Source organism: Corynebacterium gottingense (assembly GCF_002285125.1).
Classification (GTDB): Bacteria; Actinomycetota; Actinomycetes; order Mycobacteriales; family Mycobacteriaceae; genus Corynebacterium; species Corynebacterium gottingense.
Map to the genome: position 1 here is coordinate 1 of NZ_NSGN01000006.1, position 20,085 is coordinate 20,085.

Sequence of the window (20,085 nt, forward strand, 5' to 3'; positions counted from 1 at the left end):
CAATGCCGCGTGCCCCGAAGTCACGCGGTCACCAAAGAGTTTCCCCCGAAAACTGCAGTGTTACTCGATACTCACCATCGCGTTACTCGATACTCACCACGGTGTTACTAAATGCACGCGCGCAACAACCAAGCTCGCCAGCACGCACGTCACCACTACTTTCTCCGGGTACTGCGAATCCCCGGTCACCCCTGCCGGCACCGACGCGACGAGCAACTAGCAGGAGCACTTTCTTGCCGACGGTGGCGAGCGTGCGATTCAATAAGGTCCTGGACACGTGATCAGCAGCGATAAGCTGCTGGGCCTGTTCCGCTCCGTGGAGCGCGGCAGCCGGATGGTCAAAGTGCTCGGGCCACGCTCTCGATCAGGACGCGGAGACAGGCCGTCGCGGCCTGCCGGCGGTAATCACTCAGGTTGCCAGCCCCTGCGTGCGCCACTGCACAGCGGAGTTTGAGGCGAGCTTTTAGTTCCCCCGTTCGCCCCGACGGCACCGGACGCGTCCAGTTTGTCAGCCTGATAGAAAGGCGTGGGCTAACCAATCCATTCCGCAACGCCTTCGCGCGCGGAGTCGCGCCACGTCAAGGGCAAGATCCTGGTGGCGTTTTGGGTTGATATGGGCTGTGGCGGGAAGTCATGAATCGCTACTATCCAACCCACAGCAGATTCTCCGGCCCCACTCCCGCCAAAAGCTCCATTCAGGCGCGGGCGTTTCATCGCACTGCGCGAGTCCCAACCGTTATTCTTTTCGAAACTGCCCAACAGACAGTGAAGATGCACACACTTTGATTAAAATAGAGTTGTTTGCTCTGAAGCCGTTCCAGAAGAAGTTTCTACATGCTCATCAAGAGAATCGCCATATACGACTTCCAGGAATGCTTCCGAAGACTCCAGCGCGTCGTCTAAAAGACCCACACCACGGAGACCAACACACGTTGCTACCGCTGCAGCCTGGCAGTTTATAGACCGCTTTGGGTTAAACTCGATATCCGTAAACGCATTAAAATCAACCAGCGATGCAACCAAATCAGGCTGCAGCGCAAGAGTATTAATATAAAGCCAATTGTAAAAGAACGTAGTAGGTCGCAACGGGAAATTTCTACCGAAATAGGAAAATGACGTTAGCTCTCCACTGTTTTTAAGTCTGACATCACGTTTTGCTTCATGTGCGGGCCGACCGTACAAATCAGTATATGGGCCACCAGAAGCGAATACTTTCGATCCTTGAAAAAGAGATTCCACAGAGAAATTAGCACTTTTCCGCAAACTCAAGTTGAAAGCGCTAAGACGAACGCCCAATTCTTCGCTTGATTTCGATGACACCTCAAGAAGCTTCGCTGGACCATTTTGAGCGGAAAACGCTTCATGAAGACTCCTTATTGACTTCTTTTTTTGAGATGAGGCGAAGCCAGAAAAAAACTCAAACTCTGTTTCGACCGCTGTCACAAACGGTCGATCCCCGTTAGGCACAAAAACAGGTCTTTTTGCCATAGCTTGGACTCCTTAAGCACTACTTTGCTGCTTCTTCTCATTGCGGTAGCTATCCCACCACGCTGGCAACTTGTTTATAGAGGGCCCCTCAAAGTCAATTTGAAACTTCCTGTAGACGGGAACGCCAAGTAATTTCGAGCAGTTTCGCGCATGCTCCAGCATGGACGGCTCATGCACTACGACATACTCTATCCACTCAGCTGGTATCCTTCCACGGAATTGAACCTCCGCTTGAGGATGGGTCGGACACCACCTCGGTATTTTTTCTCTAGTTCTTGTCGTCACCCATTCTCCCAAGCGAAGTTCATTTTCGAAAAGGCCTTGGGCCGCCGAAAGCCCTGTCTTGGGCCTGCGATCCTCGGTCTGTGATTTCGAAGCCGCGTTTTCAGGAAAGAATAAGATATTCGTCTCGCCACCTGAAAGCAACTTCTCAGCGCTAACGATAAGGTACACAATTTGGTCACGAGAAATTCGATCTGAATAGATAAGGTGGTAGACATACGACAGGTTTGGGTAAGAAATTGACAAGCACGTTCTAAAAGGCGCACCGTCCAGTCTGACTGGGTCTGGAAAATCAAGGCCCCCACGTTGCGCCTCCGGAAAAGTGCCAACTTCACTTCTGGGTAAAATTCCTTTAGCACTTATGGATTTCAAGTTCCGAAGCGTAGTGAAATGCACAAAGTATTTAATTCCACGGTCTTTTAGCAGAAAATCTCTCACGCCTTGCCTAGCGTGCCTATCGACGGTCGAGACATTTTCCTCGTTCCCTGAATTAAGACGAATCGTAGAACAGACCGGTAGCTCCGCAATCGAACCATTCCTGCTGCGACGTTCACCCGCTGTCCGATCTGCCAAATTCGAAGGACCCTCGGGCACTCCGCTATGCACACCTAGATCCATAGAAGACGCACCAAAGGCGAGATCCTCCCCAGAGACCTTATATACCTCGCTGTATTGCCGTCCTACAATTTCCGACATTCGGTCCGAAACTTGTCTTACCAAGCGCATCCCCCCACCCATGCATTGCAAATGCTGCGGCAACGCCGATCTTTCAATTTTCGGTTCTTTAGGATCTAGGGCAGCCTCACTAGTGTTTTCAGAAGTGTCAAGCGTTTCGACGACGGTGTGGTGTGCGATTAAGGTACAAACCAATACGTCAAAAACTGCAGCTCCGGCAGAAGCCTGGAAGATTAACAGGTCATAGTTCTCAAACGGATCCTCCAACCTTGTTAAAAATTCTTCGAGGCTCCCAAAATCCACTCTTCCGCAATTGTTTGGCGTGGCAGGGTTGGAAAAATACGTTGCATTTTCCGCAGCTATAAATCGCTGATTGTTGTCGTTAGGGTGCGTTGCACCAACGGGGTCGTCCGGGGAGATAAAATTTCGGTCTGAGCCCAACCATTCGTGATCACGAAGTCGATTAGAAGTGGCGTACCGCGTTCCATCCGAACCGAGAAGGGATGTAACTACCGCTACTTTGAGGCCCCTCGCTCTAGCGAAATTCACCAATTGGAGATTGACTACTTCTCGATCAATCTTCGAACCGAAAGAAGCAAGCGTCAGAGGCAGAGACAACGCATCCGCCCACAAATCCAGGAGGCTGCGGGACAATCGTTGATTAGGAAATCTTGCACCGAAAAATTCTGACATCGACTTACGGTAATGTTCCACGTGGGGCTCCGAAGTCCTGAAGAATTCCAGACAATCGATGTTCAGACCATCCGAGGAAAGATAGCCATCAACGAGACCAACGGTGTCGTCAGCAAACCGAGAATAAGCGCGATCCTGGACCGCGCTGTTACTGGTTTGCAGTTCACTAGATCCAAGCAGTCGTGCAACTAAGGAGTCGCGCAAGGGTTCTGAAAAATCGACCATCGACCTGCTCCAGAGGGCCAATAGGGGAAGTGCTCGGTTTCCGAATATACACGACTCATTCTGCCCGGATCTGAAGAGGCTTTTTGCTGTCGAAGTTTCTGTCGCGCCCTCCATGCCTCCAGACGATCACATAAGGTACAGGTGGCAAGCTTTTCCAGGCTTTCACGTGCGACTCGATGCTCGAGATCGATTTCCAAAATAGTTGACCACGCCCTCAACGCGCCAATCTCTCAGCCCGGCTCTTCTAGGCCGCAAACGCGAAAATGCCCCCGGCTCCAAGCCGGGGGCATCGTCGTCAAGCGATCAAGCAAGCGCTTATGCGCGCTTCATCTTGCCGTCCTTGTCGGCGAACGGGAAGCCGAGGTGCGTCAGCAGCGCGCGACCCTCGTCGTCGTTCGTCGCGGTGGTGACGACGGTGATGTCCATGCCGCGGACGCGATCGATCTTGTCAATGTCGATCTCGTAGAACATGGTCTGCTCGGTCAGGCCGAAGGTGTAGTTACCTGCACCGTCGAACTGCTTGTCGTTCAGGCCACGGAAGTCGCGGATACGCGGGAGAGCGACCGTCAGGAGACGGTCCAGGAACTCCCACATGCGGTCGCCGCGGAGGGTGACCTTCGCGCCGATCGGCATGCCTTCACGGAGCTTGAAGTTAGCGATGGACTTCTTCGCGCGACGAATCTGCGGCTTCTGGCCGGTGATCGCGGTGAGGTCCTCGAGTGCGCCGTTGATGACCTTGGAGTCTCGTGCGGCGTCGCCAACACCCATGTTGACAACAATCTTGGTCAGGCCCGGGATCTGCATGACATTGTCGTAGCTGAACTTCTCGTTCAACTGGTTGCGGATCTCGTCCTGGTAGCGGGTCTTCAGACGCGGGGTGTAGTTCTCGCTCATGCTAGATGTCCTTCCCGTTCGACTTGGCTACGCGGACCTTGTTGCCGTCCTCGTCAAAACGGTAGCCGACGCGAGTCGGGTTGCCGTCGGAATCCAGAACCATCACGTTGGACACGTGGATCGGTGCTTCCTGGGTGACGATGCCGCCGGACTCGGCGCCGCGCTCGTTGTACGAGTTTGCAACGTGCTTCTTCACACGGTTCACGCCCTCGACGAGGACCTTGTCACGCTTCGGGTAGGCCTCGATGACCTTGCCCTGCGCGCCCTTGTCCTTGCCAGAGATGACCTGGACCATATCGCCCTTCTTGATCTTCATAAGTTAGATCACCTCCGGTGCGAGAGAAACAATCTTCATGAACTTCTTGTCGCGCAGCTCGCGAGCAACGGGGCCGAAGATACGGGTACCGCGCGGCTCGGTGTCGTTCTTGATCAGAACGGCAGCGTTCTCGTCGAAGGAGATGTAGGAGCCGTCCGGACGACGGGTCTCCTTGGTGGCGCGGACGATGACGGCCTTGACAACCTCACCCTCCTTGACGTTGCCACCCGGGGTAGCTTCCTTCACAGAGGCGACGATCGTGTCGCCGATACCGGCGAAGCGTCGAACAGAACCGCCAAGAACGCGGATGCACAGCAGCTCGCGTGCACCAGTGTTGTCGGCGACCTTCAGACGCGATTCTTGCTGAATCACAGTTGGTCTCCTGACCTGGATCGATGTGCGTCAGATTTCCGTCCTGTACGCACGTGGTCATGTGCTTACTTGCATGCCTTCGCTTATCGACGAACACCGCCCCGGCCCTTCAGCCGCAAGCTGGTGTCGAAGGGTCTCGGATTTTCAGCTCGGAAACGCGCTTACAACCCGACCAGCGAGAGACAACTGCAGTATTAAAGCACGATATGCGCCCGAAACCCAAATCCGATACCATTGTCGCGGCGCCGATCGTCCCGGTTCGTGGCAATGCCCACAACGGGGGCAATAACGGGGGCATGGTGGCGAGGATCACCTGCGCAGAATTAGCATTGCGCAGCTTAAACCACGTATGGTGTTACCTATGAACTTCGACAGCACGTTGGCCGAATCAATCGGCTTTAAGGCGTACCTTTTCACCCACGAACTCCCCAAGTTCGCCGTACGTTCCATGCTCGCTGGCATGTTCCTCACTATCATCACCGCGTTCGCCGCTGTCGCAGCGACCTCGGTCGAGGCCCAGCTCCCCGGCTTCGGTAAGTACGTCTTCGCCCCAATCTTCGCAACCGCCCTCTACATCATCATCGTCCTCGGTGCCGAGCTGGCCACCGGCAACATGATGTACGCCACCTACGGCACCATCACCGGTCGCGTCCCCGGGTTCAAAGCGTTCTTCGCCGTCGTCGTGTGCACGCTGTTCAACCTGCTCGGCGTCCTGATAACCGCGTACTTCATCACCAAGACGACCGCGTTCGACACCGTCACCGCAGAGAACTTCCTCTACGGCGCCACCGCGGGCAAGCTGGCCAAGGACCCGGCGCACCTCTTCCTGGAGGGCATCTTCGCGAACGCCGTGGTGAACATCGGCATCCTCATGGCAGTCCAGGCCGGAAAGGACTTTAGCGCGAAGCTCATCGCCATCGTGCTGGTCATCCCGTCCTTCGCGGCGATGGGCTACGAGCACTCCATCGCGTCCTTCGTCATCTTCTCCCTCTCCGGCTACGGCATCGGCCCGGAGCACTTCGAGGGCTTCACCCTGGCCAACGGCCTGTCCAACTGGCTGTTCGTCTGGCTGGGCAACTACGTCGGCGGCGGCCTCATCATGGGCGGCGTCTACGCCTGGCTGAACCGCGGCGTCTCCCCGCTGCGCAGCTTCCCAATCGGCCACAAGACGGTCTAAGTACTCTCCCCCGGGGCGCGGATGCGTCCCTTTTCCCAAGCGCCTACACAAACTGCCGCACAAGCGCCACCAACGCCACCACGACGATGATGCCGCGCAGTACGGAGTTTGGAAGGCGCTTTGCTATTTGCGATCCGCCCACGCCGCCAATCAGGCCGCCCGCGGCAACGATGAGCACCCCGAGCCACACAATCTCCGCCCCGAAGAACGCCCACGCAACGAGGTACACCAGCGCCGCGGTGATGTTGACAAACAGGGACAAGAAGTTCTTCACCGGGTTGACATCCTTGAGCGAACGCCCCGTCGCCACGGACATAATGGCCATGTACAAGATCCCCTGCGCGGCGGTGAAGTAGCCCCCGTAGACCGCGGCGGCCCCCATCGGCGCGATCAGCTGGGGGCGCTTCCACGCCTGGCCAACAGCACCGCCCGGCTCCCCCGGCGCCCCCGCCGCAGCTCGCTGCCCGAGCCACGCGGTGAGCTTCGGCTGGAAAATCACCATGAGCAGCGCCACCACGATGAGCACCGGCACGACAAAGTCCAGCGTGCTCGACGGCGACGACAACAACAGCAACGAGCCCGTGCCGGACGCCAAAATGGTCACCACGATCATCGGCCCCAGGTACGGGAGTTCCCCTTTGATTTCCTTCCGGTACCCCAGCACCGAGCCGAACGACGCGAACACCATGCCCGTCGTATTCGTGCGCACCGCCACCCCGGGCGGCAACCCCAGCGCCATGAGCACCGGAAGCGTGAGCAGCGAGCCGGAGCCCACCGCGGAATTAATCGCTCCCGCCATCATCGCCATCACAAATAACAGCAGCGCGCTCAGCGGCTCCATTTCGTCCTCCTCTGTTGATCTACATCGCTGATTCTCCGGCCCGGAAGCCGGCCCACTCGTTCGCGTCAGGTGCGAACACAGCCGAGGAGAACGCTACCTCCCCGCCACCGCCGGTGACCTCAAGCGCCGCCCCGTCCGCGGTGCACACCAGCTCACCTGCGGCGCAGTCCGCCCAGCGCATGAAACCGTCGACGGTGACGGACAGCGTGCCGCGGACCGCACCAGTGGTCGCGGCCGGGTGCGGCGCCCAGGCGATGGTCGCGCCGACGTTGTCGTCCACGTCGACGAGCTCGGCCGCGCGCGGCTCGGCGCCGAGCTCGCTGCGCCACACGACCATCTCGTCTTCGTTGTGGGGGAGGCGGAGGGTGGTGTGGACGGTGGCGTCGATAAGCGAAAGCTCCCGGGGAAGCGTGAGCTGGTGCACCCACCCCTCCGCGGCGAGCGTGGGCGTGTCGTCGCGGGCGGGCAGGCCCATCCAGCCCAGCATGAGTGCGCCGGGGCCGAAGTTGATGAGCTGCGGGGCGTAAAACTGGTGGCCGTAGTCCAGCGGGGTAAAGCCCGTGATGACCTCGAAGCGCAGGCCTTCGAGACGGCCCACGACGTAGCCGCACTCGTCAGAGTCCGCGAACTGCGGGCAGAAGACGAGCACATCGAGCTCCTCGCCGGTGGACTGATCCGTCATGCGCACCAGGTTCGGGCACTCCCACATGTGTGCGGACGCGGTGTTGTAGTCCAAGCCAACGAACTCGATGGGGCCGGCGTACTCCCACGACTCCAAATCGTCGGAGGTGTACACCACGACCGCGCCCGTGTTGGACTCGCTGCGCGCGCCGATAAGCATCCGCCACGAGCCGTCCGGGGCCTGGGTCACGTGGGGGTCACGGAAGTCCGAGGTGAATCCCTCCGGGAAGCCGTTGATGATCGGATTGTCGGCGCGCCGCCGGTAGGTCCCGCCCAGCGGCCCCTGGATGTCCTCCACCTCCACGACGTTCTGGCTCGTGCGGTGCTCGTGCTCGGCGTCGGCGTCCAGGTTTCCGGTATAGAACAGGCGCATGCGCCCGTCGTGCACCATCGAAGACCCCGAAAAGCAGCCGTCCGCGTCGTACGGAAAATCCGGGTAGAGCGCGTCGGGCAGGTGGTAGAACTCGCCGCTGCCAAGCCTGGTCACCGCGTGGCCCCAACCAGTGCGGCGCCGCCCGTGCGGGAAGGCCGGGTCGTGCTGGTAAAACACGTGGAGCTCGTCGCCGATCAGCGTGAGCCCGTTCGGGTCGTTGAGGCGGCCCTGGGGCGGGGTGAGGTGAAACTTCGGGCGGTACGTCATGGTGCATAGTTTAGGGTGAGGGGCATGATTACCGTGTGTGGCGGAGCCCGCGTTGACCTCGTGCCCACCGCCACCGACGCGCTCGGGCCGCTCCAGCCTGCGCTTGGTGGCGGCCCGTTCAACGTCGCCCGCGCGCTCGGCCGTGAGGGCCTCCTCGCGCTCCGGGAGGACGAGTGGGCGGACATCTTGTCCTTCGCCGCCCACGCGGCTGAGCTCACTGTCTCGCGCACGGGAGCAGAAACGCCCGCCCTGGAAGACTTTCTTGCCTTCCAGGGCGGGCGTGCGCTGCGCTAGCTTCGGCTGCTACTCCACAGTCACAGACTTGGCCAGGTTGCGCGGCTGATCCACGTTCAGGCCGCGGGCCTCCGCAACGGCGCAGGCGAAGATCTGCAGCGGCACCGTGGACAGGATCGGCTGCATGAGGCCGGCGGACGCCGGAATGCGGATGACCTCGTTGGCGTACTGGTTGACGTCCTCGTCGCCTTCCTCCGCGATCACGATGGTCACGGCGCCGCGGGCGCGGACCTCCTGGATGTTGGAGACGACCTTGGCATGGAGGTTATTGCGCGAGTGCTTGGAGGGCACGATGATGAACACCGGCTGCCCCTCCTCCACGAGCGCGATCGGGCCGTGCTTGAGCTCGCCGGCGGCGAAGCCCTCCGAGTGCAGGTACGCGACCTCCTTGAGCTTCAGCGCGCCCTCGAGCGCGACCGGGAAGCCCACGTGGCGACCCAGGAACAGCACCGACTTGGCGCTTGCCAGGTCCTTGCCCAGCTGCTTGACCTGGTCCTCGTTGTCCAGGACCTTCTGCAGCTTGTCCGGCATGGCCTGCAGCTCATCCACCACGCCGCGGATCTCGTCCGCGTACTTGTCGCCGCGCACCTGGGACAGGTACAGGGCGAGCAGGTAGGACGCCACGATCTGGGAGATGAACGCCTTGGTGGACGCCACGGCGATCTCCGGGCCGGCGTAGGTGTACAGGACCGCGTCGGACTCGCGCGGGATGGAGGAACCGACGGTGTTGCAGATCGCGATGACCTTCGCGCCCTGCTCACGGGCGTGGCGCACGGCCATCAGGGTGTCCATGGTCTCGCCGGACTGGGACACGGCGACCACAAGGGTCTGCTCGTTGACGATCGGGTCGCGGTAGCGGAACTCGTGCGCGAGTTCCACCTCCGTGGGGATGCGGCACCAGTGCTCGATGGCGTAGCGCGCGACCTGGCCCGCGTAGGAGGCGGTGCCGCAGGCGACGATGATGATCTTGTTGATGGAGCGGAGCAGCGATTCGTCGATACGCAGCTCGTCCAGCGTCAGGGCACCCTCCTCGTTGAAACGACCGTAGAGCGTGTCGCGGACTGCCGACGGCTGGTCGTGGATCTCCTTCTCCATGAAGGAGTTGTAGCCGCCCTTTTCCGCTGCGGTGACGTCCCACTCAACGCGGAACGGCTTGCCCTCGGCCTGCTCGCCGTCGAAGGAGGTGATCTCGTAATCGTGCGCCGTCAGGGTGACAATCTGGCCGTTGTCCATCTCCACCGCGTCGCGGGTGAACTCGATGAAGCCGGAAACATCGGAACCGAGGAAGTTGCGGTCCTCGCCCAGGCCGATGACCAGCGGGGAGTTCAGGCGCGCAGCGACGATGCGGTCCGGGTGATCCGCGTGGATGGCCAGCAGGGTGAAGGCACCCTCGAGGCGGTTCGCGGTGATCTGCATCGCCTTGGTCAGGTCGCCGTCAGCCTCGTTGTCGTAGACATCGAGCAGGACGGTCGCGGCGACCTCAGTATCGGTCTCGGAAATAAAGGTGTGGCCCTTCTCCTCCAGCTCGTGGCGCAGGGAGGCGAAGTTCTCAATGATGCCGTTGTGCACCACCGCGAGGCGGCCGTTGCCCACTACGTGCGGGTGCGCGTTCGCGTCGGTCGGGCCGCCGTGCGTGGCCCAGCGGGTGTGGCCAATGCCCAAGTTGGAGCCCGGGAGCGGGGCCTTTTCAATCTCCGCCTCCAGGTCTGCGACCTTGCCCGCCTTCTTGCGGTGCTCGATAGCGTTGCCGCTCATCACGGCGACGCCAGCTGAGTCGTACCCTCGGTACTCCAGCCTGCGCAAACCTTCAATAATCACGCCCAGGGCGTCGTGCTCGCCCGACGCGGGGTCACCAATATATCCAACGATTCCACACATAGCGACCAGAATACACGGGGTACACCATTGCTCCGAGTTCGCGCGCGCTTAATTGGATACGACAACCTTTGCGTTGTCGCCCTCGCCGTCCACCCGGACCGCGTACGTGGTGATGGTGTGGTTGTCTCCCTGCAACGATGCACCGTCGTCAAGATAGAACCTCTGCTTGAGCAACGGCGAAGCAATCGTGGGGCGCCCATCGACCTCCCCCACGATACCGCGCGAGAGCACGCCGGCGCCGGTGTACGGATCGATATTGTCCACCGCGTACAGCTGCTCGCCATCGGCGGCGTGGAGGCGGAAGACCGCCACCTGCACCTCACCGGGCAGCAGCGCCGCAGCGCCCACGCCCACCGAAAGGTCCTTCAGTGCACAAATCACTGTGTCTGCCATTGGTTTTCTCCCTCTCTCAGGTGATACGCGCGGGCTAGTTCGCCGCGCCGATGGTCGGGGTCATCAGCGGGACCTTGCGGCCACCTTGCGGGTGCTCCTCGAACTGCACCGTCGGGTCCGGCATATCCGGCGCGTTGATAAAGGACACGAAGCGCTTGAGTTTCTCCGGGTCGTTGAGCACGTCCTGCCACTCGTCGGAGTAGTTGGCCACGTGGTGGTCCATGAACGCCTCCAGGTCATCGGCGATACCCAGCGAGTCATCCACCACCACATCGCGGATGTGGTCCAATCCGCCCTCAACCTCGGCCTGCCAGGCGGCGGTGCGCTGCAGACGGTCGGCATTGCGGATGTAGAAGGCCAGGTAGCGGTCGATGTAGCGGATCAGGGTTTCTTCGGTGAGGTCCTTGGCCAGCAGCTCGGCCTGGCGCGGCGTCGCGCCGCCATTACCACCCACGTACAGGTTCCAACCCTGCTCGGTAGCAATCACGCCGATATCCTTGCCGCGTGCCTCCGCGCACTCGCGGGCGCAGCCCGAAACGCCCATCTTCAGCTTGTGCGGCGAACGCAAACCGCGGTAGCGCAGCTCCAGGTTAATCGCCATGGCCACCGAATCCTGCTGGCCGTAGCGGCACCAGTCCGTACCCACGCACGATTTCACCGCGCGCAGCGACTTGCCGTAAGCCTGGCCAGACTCCATGCCCACGTTGATCAGGCGGCGCCAGATCTCCGGAAGGTCCTCGGTGCGTGCACCGAACATCGCGATACGCTGCGCGCCAGTGATCTTCAGGTACAAACCGAAGTCCTCGGCGATGCTGCCCATCTCCTGCAGCTGCTCCGGGGTGACGTTGCCCGCCGGCTGACGCGGGATCACGGAGTAGGTACCGTTCTTCTGCATGTTGCCCAGCATGCGGTCGTTCGTGTCCTGCAGGCCTGCGGTCGCGCCGTCGAGCACGTGGTCCTCGGTATGCATGGAGGCCACGATGTTGGCAAAGGTTGGCTTGCACACTTCGCAGCCACCGCCGGTGCCGAAGCGCTCGATGAAGGTGGGGAAATCCGTAATACCGGTGGAGCGGGCAATCTCGAACAGCTCGGCGCGCGATTGCTGGAAGTGGGGGCACACGGCCTTCGATTGCTCAATGCCTTCGGCTTCCAAAATGCCCTTGAGCAGCGGGATACAGGACCCGCACGAAGTACCGGCGCGGGTTGCACTCATGAGCGTTTCTACAGAATGGCACCCCTGGCCAATTGCCGCGCGTACGTCGCCTTTGGATACGTTGTTACAGGAGCAGATTTGCGCTGCGTCCGGGAGGTCGCCTGCACCAATGGCGGTGGTCCCCGCCCCAGACTCGGGGGCAATCAGGCTGACAGGGTCGCCCGGCAGCTCGGAGCCAACCATCGGGCGCAGCATCGAGTAGTTCGAGGCCTCGCCGACCAAAATTCCGCCGATGAGGCGCTTGCCTTCCGCATCCAGGATGAGCTTCTTGTACACGCCCGAGACCGGGTCCTGGATATGCAGCTCCTTGTGGCCCTCGTCGGCATTGAACGCGTCGCCGAAGGAGGCGACGTCCACGCCCATGAGCTTGAGCTTGGTGGACATATCCGGGTCCTCGAAATCAGGACCTTCTTCCCCCGCCAGGCGTGCGGCCACAATCTCCGCCATGGTGTTGCCGGGCGCGACCAGTCCGTACGTCTTGCCATCCACCGCTGCGCACTCGCCGATGGCGGAGATGTGCTCGATGGAGGTTCGGCACTGGCGGTCGGTGAGGAAGCCGCCGCGCGGCCCCAGTTCCAGGCCAGCGTCCGGGCCCATCGTGTCGCGCGGGCGGATGCCGGCGGAGAAGATCACCAGGTCGGTCTCGATCTGCCCGTCGTCACCCAGGTCCAACACGACGGCCCCCTCGCGCTGCGTCGACGGCTCGATGGCGCGACTGGTCACCCCGACGTGGACGTCCACGCCCATCTGGCGGATCGCCTGCGAGAGCATCTCGCCGCCTGCGTCATCCACCTGCAACGGCATGAGCCGCGGGGCCATTTCTACAACGTGTGTTTTCGCGCCCATGTGCTGAGCAGCGCCTGCCGCCTCAAGCCCAAGGAGGCCACCGCCAATCACCACGGCGGTCGCTTCGCCGTGCGTGCCCACCACGCCCTCGATCGCCGCGCGGATACCGTCCATGTCGTCGAGCGTGCGGTAGACGTGCACCTGTGGCAGCTCATTGCCCGGGAGGCGCGGCACGAAAGCGCGCGAGCCGGTGGCAAGGACGAGTTCTTCGTAGGTGAACACGCGACCGTCGTCAAGCACGAGCTCCTTGGCTTCTGGCTTAATCGACACCGCGCGCCCCGTCACCACCGTGACATTTTCCGGGAGACGGTCGAGGTAGAGCGCCTCGCGATCCCAGTTGCCCACGTAGCTGGACAGCTGCACGCGGTCGTAGGCGTAATCCTCGGTCTCACGGTTGATCACCGTGATCTGCGCGTCCGGACGCCGCGCCGAAAGCTCTTGGGCAAAACGGTGCCCAACCATGCCGAAGCCCACGACCAGAATCTCGGCATGGGTGGTCTGCGTACTCATAAAACCGTCCTTTGCAGTAGGGGCGGCGCGGCTGCGCCAATTACCCCCGATCGTACCGGCTAAAAAGCGGTGCGCGGTGGCTTCACCCCCACCAGCCCGTTCGCCGATATCCCCGCGCCCCTACCCCATCACGCCAGTCAATTTCCCGTGGAACGCGCTCGAACGTTCGCCCATCCCCACGAAGGTCACCGTCTTCCCGTACTGGGCGTAGCGCTGCTCGATGGAATCCAGCGCAGCGATCGTGGACGCATCCCACAGGGTGGCCTCGCTGAGGTCCACCACCACCCGTTCCGGGTCGGCGGAGTACCGAAACAGCGTGGTCAAGTCGTTCGAAGACGCGAACAGGAGCTGGCCGCGCACCGCGTAGCGCGCCTCACCGTCGACCTCCTCGCGGGTGACCTCCACCAGGTGCGCCACGTTACGCACGAACACCACGGACGCCGCGAGCACGCCGACCACCACGCCGATGGCCAGGTTGCCCGTCAGGATCACCACGACCACGGTAAGCGCCATGATGACCGTCTCAGACAGCGGGAGCTTGCGCAGCGTGGACGGGCGCACCGAGTGCCAGTCAAAACTGCCGATGGCCACCATGATCATCACGGCCACGAGCGCTGCCATGGGGATCTGGCCGACCAGCTCATTGAGCAGCAGCATCAGCCCAAGCAGGAACGTGCCGGCAAGGAAGGTGGACACGCGGGTGCGCGCGCCCGACGCCTTGACGTTGATCATGGACTGCCCAATCACCGCGCAGCCGCCCATGCCGCCGAAGAGGCTGGAGACCATGTTCGCGGCCCCCTGCCCGATCCCCTCGCGGGTCTTGTTGGAGTGGGTATCCGTGATCTCATCGATGAGTTTCGCCGTCAGCAGCGACTCCATGAGCCCCACCAGCGCCACCGCCAGCGCATACGGGGCCACCACCTTGAGCGTGTCCAGCTCCCACGGGATCTGCGGCACCACCATGTGCGGCAGGGAGCGCGGCAGTTCGCCGCGATCCCCCACGGTTGGCACGTCGATGCCAAACCCGATCACTACCGCGCTGACCACCACGATGGCCACGAGCGGCGGCGGCACCGCTTCCGTGATGCGCGGCATGGCAATCACAATGACCAGGCCGAGTGCGACGAGCGGGTAGACGGCGGCGGGGACGCCAAACAGCTCGGGCAGCTGCGCCGAAAAGACCATGATGGCCAGTGAGTTCACAAAGCCCACCATGACGCTGCGCGGGATGAACCGCATCAGTTTGGCCACCCCGAGCAGCGCCAGCACAATCTGGAACACGCCGGCGAGCATGATCGTGGCCAGCAAGTAGTCGTAGCCGTGCGCGCGCACGAGCGGCGCGACCACGAGTGCGACCGCGCCGGTCGACGCCGAGATCATGGCCGGCCTCCCGCCAACTATCGCCGTGACCGTCGCCATGATGAACGACGAGTACAGCCCCACCTTGGGGTCCACGCCCGCGATCACGGAGAAGCTGATCGCCTCCGGAATCAGCGCCAGGCCCACGACGAGCCCGGCCAGCACCTCCTTGCTCAGGATCCGCGGCGTTCGCAGCGCCTCCCACACTGTTGGCCGGGGCGCGTAGCGCTCGCCGGTCTGGGCGGTCAGCGTTTCCACAGGCATCAGGTCCTCCGGGTCTCGGGGTCAGCGACGTTCACACTGTAGTACCGCGCCCGGGCAGATGCCTATCGACGCCTACTTGCCCGCCACGGTGGCGTCGATAAGCATGCAAAAACCGCACCCCCTTGGAGAGGGTGCGGCTGGTGCGGGGTCCGCTAGGGACTAGCGAGCCTTCTCGACGATCTCGACGAGACGGAAGTGCTTGTCCTTGGACAGCGGGCGGGTCTCCTCGATGAGGACCAGGTCGCCGACGCCGGCGGTGTTGTCCTCGTCGTGAGCCTTGACGCGGTTGGTCGTGCGGACAATCTTGCTGTACAGGCCGTGGGACTTGCGGTCCTCGACCTCAACAACGATGGTCTTGTCCATCTTGTCGGACACGACGTAGCCGCGGCGGCGCTTCTGCACTGCCTTCTGGGTGTTCTGTTCAGTCACGTTTGCCTCACTCATGATTAAGCCTCAGCTCCCGGGACGACGGACAGGCCGAGCTCTCGCTCGCGCAGCACGGTGTAGATGCGTGCGATGTCGCGCTTCACGGTGGAGATGCGGCGGTTGTTGGTCAGCTGGCCGGTCGCGAGCTGGAAGCGCAGGTTGAACAGCTCTTCCTTCGCGTCGGACAGGCGGCTCTTCAGCTCTTCATCGGTGAGTTCGCGGAACTCAGATGCGGGGGTACCGTTCGCCATTAGTACTGGTCCTCCTTCTTGATGATGCGAGTCTTGCACGGAAGCTTCGCAGCCGCACGGCGCAGAGCCTCGATGGCAACCTCGTCATTCGGGTAGGACATCTCGAAAAGGATGCGACCCGGCTTCACGTTGGCAACCCACTTCTCCACCGGGCCCTTACCGGAACCCATACGCACGCCGAGCGGCTTCTGGGTCAGCGGGCGGTCCGGGAAGATGTTGATCCAGACCTTGCCGCCACGCTTGACGTGGCGGTTGATGGCAATACGGGATGCCTCAATCTGACGGTTGGTGATGTAGGCCGGCTCGAGTGCCTGCAGGCCCCAGTCACCGAAGTTAATGGTGTTCCCGCCCTTGGACACGCCACGACGGTTCGGGCGGTGCTGGCGGCGGTACTTCACGCGCTTAGGGATAAGCATGTGTTTAGCCCTCCTGCTTCTTCTCGGCGCGCTGGCGGCGCTGGCCGCCGCGACGCGGGCGACGGTCGCCGCGGCCACGGCGCTCGTTGGACGGAGCGTTGAGCTCGGACTCGCGGACACCGCCAACAACGTCGCCCTTGTAGATCCAGACCTTGACGCCGATGACGCCGAAGGTGGTGTGGGCTTCTGCGGTGCCGTAGTCGATCTCCGCACGCAGGGTGTGCAGCGGCACACGGCCTTCGTGGTAGCGCTCGACGCGGGACATTTCAGCGCCACCCAGACGGCCAGAGGTCATCACCTTGATGCCCTTGACCTGCGGGTTGCGCATTGCGGACTGGATAGCCTTGCGCATTGCGCGACGGAACGCAACGCGGTTGACCAGCTGCTCAGCGATGGACTGTGCAACGAGGGTCGCGTTGGCGTCAACGTTCTTGACCTCGAGGATGTTGAGGGCGACCATCTTGCCGGTGAGCTTCTCCAGCTCGCGGCGGATGCGGTCAGCCTCAGCACCGCGGCGGCCAATCACGATGCCCGGGCGGGCGGTGTGAATGTCGACGCGGACGCGGTCACGGGTGCGCTCGATGTTGACGTCGGCGATGCCGGCGCGCTCGAGACCCTTGGACAGGAATTCGCGGATCTTGATGTCCTCGTGGACGTAGTCTGCGTAGTTCTTGTCGGCGTACCAGTGGGACTTGTAGTCAGCGGTGATACCCAGGCGCAGGCCGTGTGGGTGAATTTTCTGGCCCATTACTTAGCCCCTTCCTTGGACTCGACAACGACGGTGATGTGGGACGTGCGCTTCCGGATCTGGAAGGCGCGGCCCTGGGCGCGCGGCTGGTAGCGACGCATGGTGGGGCCTTCGTTGGCCCAGCACTCGGACACGACGAGCGTGCGCGGGTCCAGACCGAAGTTGTTCTCGGCGTTGGCGGCTGCGGAAGCAACAACCTTCGCAACATCCTTGGACGCTGCCTGCGGCGCGTACTTCAGGATGGCGAGTGCCTCAGATACGGACTTACCGCGGACGAGGGCCAGCACGCGGCGGGCCTTCATCGGGGAAGTGCGGACGAACTTGGCCGTCGCGGATGCAGTGGTGATTGTGTCAGCCATTGCTTATCGACGTCCCTTCTCTACCTTGACGTGACCCTTGAAGGTCTTGGTTGGTGCAAACTCGCCGAGCTTGTGACCGACCATGGACTCGTCGACGAACACCGGGACGTGCTTACGGCCGTCGTGGACGGCGAAAGTGTGTCCGATGAAATCGGGGAGAATGGTCGAGCGGCGGGACCAGGTCTTGATGACCTGCTTGGTGCCGGCCTCGTTCTGAGCATCCACCTTGTTGAGGAGGTGCTCATCGACGAACGGGCCCTTCTTCAGGCTGCGTGGCATGTCTGTTTACCTCCTCTTAGCGCTTCTTGTTCTTCGAGCGACGACGACGCACGATCATGTTGTTGGAGTAACGGTTCGGGTTGCGGGTACGGCCTTCCTTCTGGCCCCACGGGGAAACCGGGTGACGGCCACCGGAAGTCTTACCCTCACCACCACCGTGCGGGTGGTCGACCGGGTTCATGACAACACCGCGGACAGTGGGCCTCCAGCCCTTCCAGCGCATACGGCCGGCCTTGCCCCAACGGATGTTGATCTGGTCAGCGTTGCCAACCTCGCCCACCGTTGCGCGGCAGCGGATGTCCACGCGACGGATCTCGGAGGACGGCATGCGCAGCACGGCGTAGGAGCCTTCCTTACCCAGCAGCTGGATCGAAGAACCAGCGGAACGGGCAAGCTTGGCGCCAGCACCGGGCTTGAGCTCCACAGCGTGGATGGTGGTACCGGTCGGGATGTTGCGCAGCGGAAGGTTGTTGCCAACCTTGATGTCCGCGTTAGCGCCCGACTCGATCACGGTGCCCTGCTTCAGGCCCTTCGGCGCAATGATGTAGCGCTTCTCACCGTCGTAGTAGTGGAGCAGTGCAATGTTTGCGGTGCGGTTCGGGTCGTACTCGATGTGAGCGACCTTTGCCAGCACGCCGTCCTTGTCGGAACGGCGGAAGTCGATGACGCGGTAGCGACGCTTGTGGCCGCCGCCGCGGTGACGAGTGGTGATGTGGCCGTGGGTGTTACGGCCACCCTTCTTCGGGAGCGGGCGCAGCAGCGACTTTTCCGGGGTCGAGCGAGTGATCTCGTCGAACTCGGAAACGGAGCTGGCACGGCGACCCGGAGTTGTCGGCTTGTATTTACGAATAGCCATAGTGTGTCCTTTTCTATCGGTGTCTTCTGCAGCAGCCGCTGTTAGGCGGTTGCACCGCCGAAGATGTCGATGGAGTCGCTGCCCTCGCGGAGAGTGACGTAGGCGCGCTTGGTGTCCTTGCGCTTGCCGTAGCCGGTGCGGGTGCGCTTGCGCTTGCCCTCACGGTTGGCGGTGTTCACCGAAGCGACGTCGACGCCGAAGATCTCTTCCACGGCGATCTTGATCTGGGTCTTGTTAGCAGACGGGCTGACATAGAACGTGTAGGTGTTCTGCTCCATCAGCGCGTAGGTCTTCTCGGAGAGGACCGGGGCGATGATGATGTCGCGCGGGTTAACAGTCTTAGCCATTTACTTCTCCTCCTCCGCAGCGGTGGCGGTAGCCTGTGCCGCGTCGCGGTTGATGAAGGTGTGCAGTGCCTCGACCGAGAAGACCACGTCGTCTGCGTTGAGCACGTCGTAGGTGTTCAGCTGACCCGGCTCGATGATGTGGACGCCCGGCAGGTTCCTTGCGGAAAGACGGGAGTTGTTGTCATCGCGGCCGATCACCAGCAGAACGGACTTACGGTCGGTCAGGCGCTCCAGGAAGGTGCGTGCAGACTTGGTCGAGGGCTTCTGGCCCGGGACCAGGTCCTCAACGACGTGGATGCGTGCGTTACGCGCGCGGTCGGTGAGGGCACCTACGAGAGCTGCCTTAATCATTTTCTTGGGGGTGCGCTGCGCGTAGGAACGCGGCTGCGGACCGTGAACGGTGCCGCCGCCGGTGAACTGCGGAGCGCGGATGGAACCCTGGCGGGCACGGCCGGTGCCCTTCTGGCGGAACGGCTTCTTACCACCGCCGCGCACGTCGGCGCGGGTCTTGGTGGCGTGGGTTCCCTGACGAGCTGCTGCGAGCTGTGCGGTGACAACCTGGTGCAGCAGCGGGATGGAAGCTTCGCGGTCAAAAAGTTCTGCCGGAAGCTCTACGGAACCGTTGGTCTTTCCGTCAGCGGTGTGGACGTCAAGCGTCAGGTTCGTCATGCGTGAGCACCGCCCTTCACTGCGGTCTTGACGGTAACAACGCTGCCCTTGGCGCCCGGGATTGCACCCTTGACCAGGATCAGATTGTTGTCGCCGTCGATGCGTTGGATCTTCAGGTTCTGGGTGGTAACGCGGTTACCGCCCATGCGGCCAGCCATGCGCTTGCCCTTGAAGACACGGCCCGGGGTAGCACAGCCACCGATGCCGCCGACGCGGCGGTGGGAGGCCTGGTTACCGTGTGCGGCACCCTGGCCGGCAAAGCCGTGGCGCTTCATCGCGCCGGCAAAGCCCTTGCCCTTGGTGGTGCCGACGACGTCGACGAACACGTCGCCGTCGAAGATGGTGGCGTTGTATTCCTGGCCGACCTCGTACTCGGAGGTATCGTCCATGCGGATCTCCGCAACAACGCGACGCGGCGTCACGCCAGCCTTCTTGAAGTGGCCAGCCTGCGGCTTCTTGGACTTACGGGGGTCAATGTCGCCGTAAGCAATCTGGATGGCGTCGTAGCCATCGGTCTCTTTGGTACGGATCTGGGTGACCACACACGGCCCAGCCTCGACGACGGTCACCGGGATTACGCGGTTCTCATCGTCGAAGACCTGGGTCATGCCGAGCTTCTTACCCAGAATGCCCTTGATCTGGTTCTCAGACATGTATTAGTTCTCCACTACTGAACGTTTTGGGGATCTCTTG

Annotated in this window: 23 protein-coding genes; 2 read left to right on the forward strand and 21 right to left on the reverse strand. The window is 61.9% G+C overall.

The window, feature by feature from the left end; all coding sequences use genetic code 11:
* Positions 1-786 precede the first annotated feature (786 nt).
* The 5 genes from CKJ82_RS06740 to rplN form a co-directional block, all read right to left on the reverse strand.
* Positions 787-1,488 carry a DarT1-associated NADAR antitoxin family protein gene (locus tag CKJ82_RS06740; RefSeq protein ID WP_205691394.1) on the reverse strand — a complete coding sequence of 234 codons (702 nt, stop codon included), beginning with the start codon at positions 1,486-1,488 and terminating at the stop codon, positions 787-789.
* Between the two features lie 12 nt (positions 1,489-1,500).
* Positions 1,501-3,363 carry a DarT ssDNA thymidine ADP-ribosyltransferase family protein gene (locus tag CKJ82_RS06745; RefSeq protein ID WP_165765401.1) on the reverse strand — a complete coding sequence of 621 codons (1,863 nt, stop codon included), beginning with the start codon at positions 3,361-3,363 and terminating at the stop codon, positions 1,501-1,503.
* A 315-nt stretch (positions 3,364-3,678) separates the two neighbouring features.
* Positions 3,679-4,257, reverse strand: coding sequence for a 50S ribosomal protein L5 (gene rplE, locus CKJ82_RS06750; RefSeq protein WP_095537549.1), 579 nt, complete (start codon positions 4,255-4,257; stop codon positions 3,679-3,681).
* A 1-nt stretch (position 4,258) separates the two neighbouring features.
* A complete protein-coding gene (rplX, locus tag CKJ82_RS06755; RefSeq protein WP_095277923.1) occupies positions 4,259-4,573 on the reverse strand; it encodes a 50S ribosomal protein L24 in 315 nt (104 codons plus the stop codon).
* A gap of 3 nt (positions 4,574-4,576) precedes the next feature.
* On the reverse strand, positions 4,577-4,945 hold the full coding sequence (gene rplN / locus CKJ82_RS06760; RefSeq protein ID WP_095277925.1) for a 50S ribosomal protein L14: 369 nt from the start codon (positions 4,943-4,945) through the stop codon (positions 4,577-4,579).
* Positions 4,946-5,306: 361 nt separating this feature from the next.
* On the opposite strand from rplN, the gene CKJ82_RS06765 reads away from it, so the two are divergent.
* On the forward strand, positions 5,307-6,122 hold the full coding sequence (locus tag CKJ82_RS06765; RefSeq protein WP_158221603.1) for a formate/nitrite transporter family protein: 816 nt from the start codon (positions 5,307-5,309) through the stop codon (positions 6,120-6,122).
* 43 nt (positions 6,123-6,165) lie between these two features.
* Here CKJ82_RS06765 and CKJ82_RS06770 read toward each other — a convergent pair whose 3' ends face one another.
* Together CKJ82_RS06770 and CKJ82_RS06775 are read right to left on the reverse strand one after the other, a co-directional pair.
* Positions 6,166-6,963 carry a sulfite exporter TauE/SafE family protein gene (locus CKJ82_RS06770; RefSeq protein ID WP_095537550.1) on the reverse strand — a complete coding sequence of 266 codons (798 nt, stop codon included), beginning with the start codon at positions 6,961-6,963 and terminating at the stop codon, positions 6,166-6,168.
* Between the two features lie 19 nt (positions 6,964-6,982).
* Complete coding sequence (locus CKJ82_RS06775) at positions 6,983-8,284, reverse strand: glycoside hydrolase family 32 protein (protein WP_095537551.1); 1,302 nt, start codon at positions 8,282-8,284, stop codon at positions 6,983-6,985.
* 24 nt (positions 8,285-8,308) lie between these two features.
* Between CKJ82_RS06775 and CKJ82_RS12160 the strand changes: the two genes are divergently transcribed.
* Positions 8,309-8,578, forward strand: coding sequence for a hypothetical protein (locus tag CKJ82_RS12160; RefSeq protein ID WP_420838553.1), 270 nt, complete (start codon positions 8,309-8,311; stop codon positions 8,576-8,578).
* Positions 8,579-8,587: 9 nt separating this feature from the next.
* Here the strand turns inward: CKJ82_RS12160 and glmS are convergent, their stop codons facing one another.
* The 14 genes from glmS to rplC form a co-directional block, all read right to left on the reverse strand.
* The gene (glmS, locus tag CKJ82_RS06785) at positions 8,588-10,456 is read right to left on the reverse strand and encodes a glutamine--fructose-6-phosphate transaminase (isomerizing) (protein ID WP_095537552.1); all 1,869 of its coding nucleotides are present in this window, start codon (positions 10,454-10,456) and stop codon (positions 8,588-8,590) included.
* A 48-nt stretch (positions 10,457-10,504) separates the two neighbouring features.
* Positions 10,505-10,849 (reverse strand): nitrite reductase small subunit NirD, encoded by a 345-nt coding sequence (nirD, locus tag CKJ82_RS06790; protein ID WP_095537553.1) that lies wholly within the window; start codon positions 10,847-10,849, stop codon positions 10,505-10,507.
* Between the two features lie 34 nt (positions 10,850-10,883).
* Positions 10,884-13,418, reverse strand: a complete 2,535-nt coding sequence (nirB, locus tag CKJ82_RS06795) for a nitrite reductase large subunit NirB (protein ID WP_095537554.1) — start codon at positions 13,416-13,418, stop codon at positions 10,884-10,886.
* A gap of 120 nt (positions 13,419-13,538) precedes the next feature.
* On the reverse strand, positions 13,539-15,041 hold the full coding sequence (locus CKJ82_RS06800; RefSeq protein WP_095537555.1) for a SulP family inorganic anion transporter: 1,503 nt from the start codon (positions 15,039-15,041) through the stop codon (positions 13,539-13,541).
* A 159-nt stretch (positions 15,042-15,200) separates the two neighbouring features.
* Positions 15,201-15,485 (reverse strand): 30S ribosomal protein S17, encoded by a 285-nt coding sequence (rpsQ, locus tag CKJ82_RS06805; RefSeq protein WP_095277945.1) that lies wholly within the window; start codon positions 15,483-15,485, stop codon positions 15,201-15,203.
* A 2-nt stretch (positions 15,486-15,487) separates the two neighbouring features.
* Positions 15,488-15,718: a 50S ribosomal protein L29 gene (gene rpmC, locus CKJ82_RS06810; RefSeq protein ID WP_038588270.1), complete on the reverse strand. Its 231-nt coding sequence runs from the start codon at positions 15,716-15,718 to the stop codon at positions 15,488-15,490.
* A complete protein-coding gene (rplP, locus tag CKJ82_RS06815) occupies positions 15,718-16,134 on the reverse strand; it encodes a 50S ribosomal protein L16 (protein WP_095277947.1) in 417 nt (138 codons plus the stop codon). Before rplP ends, rpmC begins: the two co-directional genes overlap by 1 nt.
* Before the next feature lie 4 nt (positions 16,135-16,138).
* The gene (gene rpsC, locus CKJ82_RS06820; protein ID WP_095277949.1) at positions 16,139-16,882 is read right to left on the reverse strand and encodes a 30S ribosomal protein S3; all 744 of its coding nucleotides are present in this window, start codon (positions 16,880-16,882) and stop codon (positions 16,139-16,141) included.
* Positions 16,882-17,241, reverse strand: a complete 360-nt coding sequence (gene rplV / locus CKJ82_RS06825; protein WP_095277951.1) for a 50S ribosomal protein L22 — start codon at positions 17,239-17,241, stop codon at positions 16,882-16,884. The genes rpsC and rplV overlap by 1 nt, the downstream gene beginning before the upstream one ends.
* 3 nt (positions 17,242-17,244) lie before the next feature.
* Entirely contained in the window at positions 17,245-17,520 is a 276-nt protein-coding gene (gene rpsS, locus CKJ82_RS06830) for a 30S ribosomal protein S19 (RefSeq protein ID WP_095277954.1), read from the reverse strand.
* 16 nt (positions 17,521-17,536) lie between these two features.
* Entirely contained in the window at positions 17,537-18,376 is an 840-nt protein-coding gene (gene rplB / locus CKJ82_RS06835) for a 50S ribosomal protein L2 (RefSeq protein WP_095277956.1), read from the reverse strand.
* Between the two features lie 41 nt (positions 18,377-18,417).
* Positions 18,418-18,723 (reverse strand): 50S ribosomal protein L23, encoded by a 306-nt coding sequence (rplW, locus tag CKJ82_RS06840; RefSeq protein WP_095277958.1) that lies wholly within the window; start codon positions 18,721-18,723, stop codon positions 18,418-18,420.
* Positions 18,724-19,392 carry a 50S ribosomal protein L4 gene (rplD, locus tag CKJ82_RS06845; RefSeq protein WP_095277960.1) on the reverse strand — a complete coding sequence of 223 codons (669 nt, stop codon included), beginning with the start codon at positions 19,390-19,392 and terminating at the stop codon, positions 18,724-18,726.
* The gene (rplC, locus tag CKJ82_RS06850) at positions 19,389-20,045 is read right to left on the reverse strand and encodes a 50S ribosomal protein L3 (RefSeq protein WP_095277962.1); all 657 of its coding nucleotides are present in this window, start codon (positions 20,043-20,045) and stop codon (positions 19,389-19,391) included. Before rplC ends, rplD begins: the two co-directional genes overlap by 4 nt.
* Positions 20,046-20,085 lie beyond the last annotated feature (40 nt).

Coding starts and splice junctions, on each gene's coding strand:
- CKJ82_RS06740 (WP_205691394.1), bottom strand. CDS start 1,488: ATGGCAAAAAGACCTGTTTTTGTGCCTAACGGGGATCGACCGTTTGTG.
- CKJ82_RS06745 (WP_165765401.1), bottom strand. CDS start 3,363: ATGGTCGATTTTTCAGAACCCTTGCGCGACTCCTTAGTTGCACGACTG.
- rplE (WP_095537549.1), bottom strand. CDS start 4,257: ATGAGCGAGAACTACACCCCGCGTCTGAAGACCCGCTACCAGGACGAG.
- rplX (WP_095277923.1), bottom strand. CDS start 4,573: ATGAAGATCAAGAAGGGCGATATGGTCCAGGTCATCTCTGGCAAGGAC.
- CKJ82_RS06765 (WP_158221603.1), top strand. CDS start 5,307: ATGAACTTCGACAGCACGTTGGCCGAATCAATCGGCTTTAAGGCGTAC.
- CKJ82_RS06770 (WP_095537550.1), bottom strand. CDS start 6,963: ATGGAGCCGCTGAGCGCGCTGCTGTTATTTGTGATGGCGATGATGGCG.
- CKJ82_RS06775 (WP_095537551.1), bottom strand. CDS start 8,284: ATGACGTACCGCCCGAAGTTTCACCTCACCCCGCCCCAGGGCCGCCTC.
- CKJ82_RS12160 (WP_420838553.1), top strand. CDS start 8,309: ATGATTACCGTGTGTGGCGGAGCCCGCGTTGACCTCGTGCCCACCGCC.
- glmS (WP_095537552.1), bottom strand. CDS start 10,456: ATGTGTGGAATCGTTGGATATATTGGTGACCCCGCGTCGGGCGAGCAC.
- nirD (WP_095537553.1), bottom strand. CDS start 10,849: ATGGCAGACACAGTGATTTGTGCACTGAAGGACCTTTCGGTGGGCGTG.
- nirB (WP_095537554.1), bottom strand. CDS start 13,418: ATGAGTACGCAGACCACCCATGCCGAGATTCTGGTCGTGGGCTTCGGC.
- CKJ82_RS06800 (WP_095537555.1), bottom strand. CDS start 15,041: ATGCCTGTGGAAACGCTGACCGCCCAGACCGGCGAGCGCTACGCGCCC.
- rpsQ (WP_095277945.1), bottom strand. CDS start 15,485: ATGAGTGAGGCAAACGTGACTGAACAGAACACCCAGAAGGCAGTGCAG.
- rpmC (WP_038588270.1), bottom strand. CDS start 15,718: ATGGCGAACGGTACCCCCGCATCTGAGTTCCGCGAACTCACCGATGAA.
- rplP (WP_095277947.1), bottom strand. CDS start 16,134: ATGCTTATCCCTAAGCGCGTGAAGTACCGCCGCCAGCACCGCCCGAAC.
- rpsC (WP_095277949.1), bottom strand. CDS start 16,882: ATGGGCCAGAAAATTCACCCACACGGCCTGCGCCTGGGTATCACCGCT.
- rplV (WP_095277951.1), bottom strand. CDS start 17,241: ATGGCTGACACAATCACCACTGCATCCGCGACGGCCAAGTTCGTCCGC.
- rpsS (WP_095277954.1), bottom strand. CDS start 17,520: ATGCCACGCAGCCTGAAGAAGGGCCCGTTCGTCGATGAGCACCTCCTC.
- rplB (WP_095277956.1), bottom strand. CDS start 18,376: ATGGCTATTCGTAAATACAAGCCGACAACTCCGGGTCGCCGTGCCAGC.
- rplW (WP_095277958.1), bottom strand. CDS start 18,723: ATGGCTAAGACTGTTAACCCGCGCGACATCATCATCGCCCCGGTCCTC.
- rplD (WP_095277960.1), bottom strand. CDS start 19,392: ATGACGAACCTGACGCTTGACGTCCACACCGCTGACGGAAAGACCAAC.
- rplC (WP_095277962.1), bottom strand. CDS start 20,045: ATGTCTGAGAACCAGATCAAGGGCATTCTGGGTAAGAAGCTCGGCATG.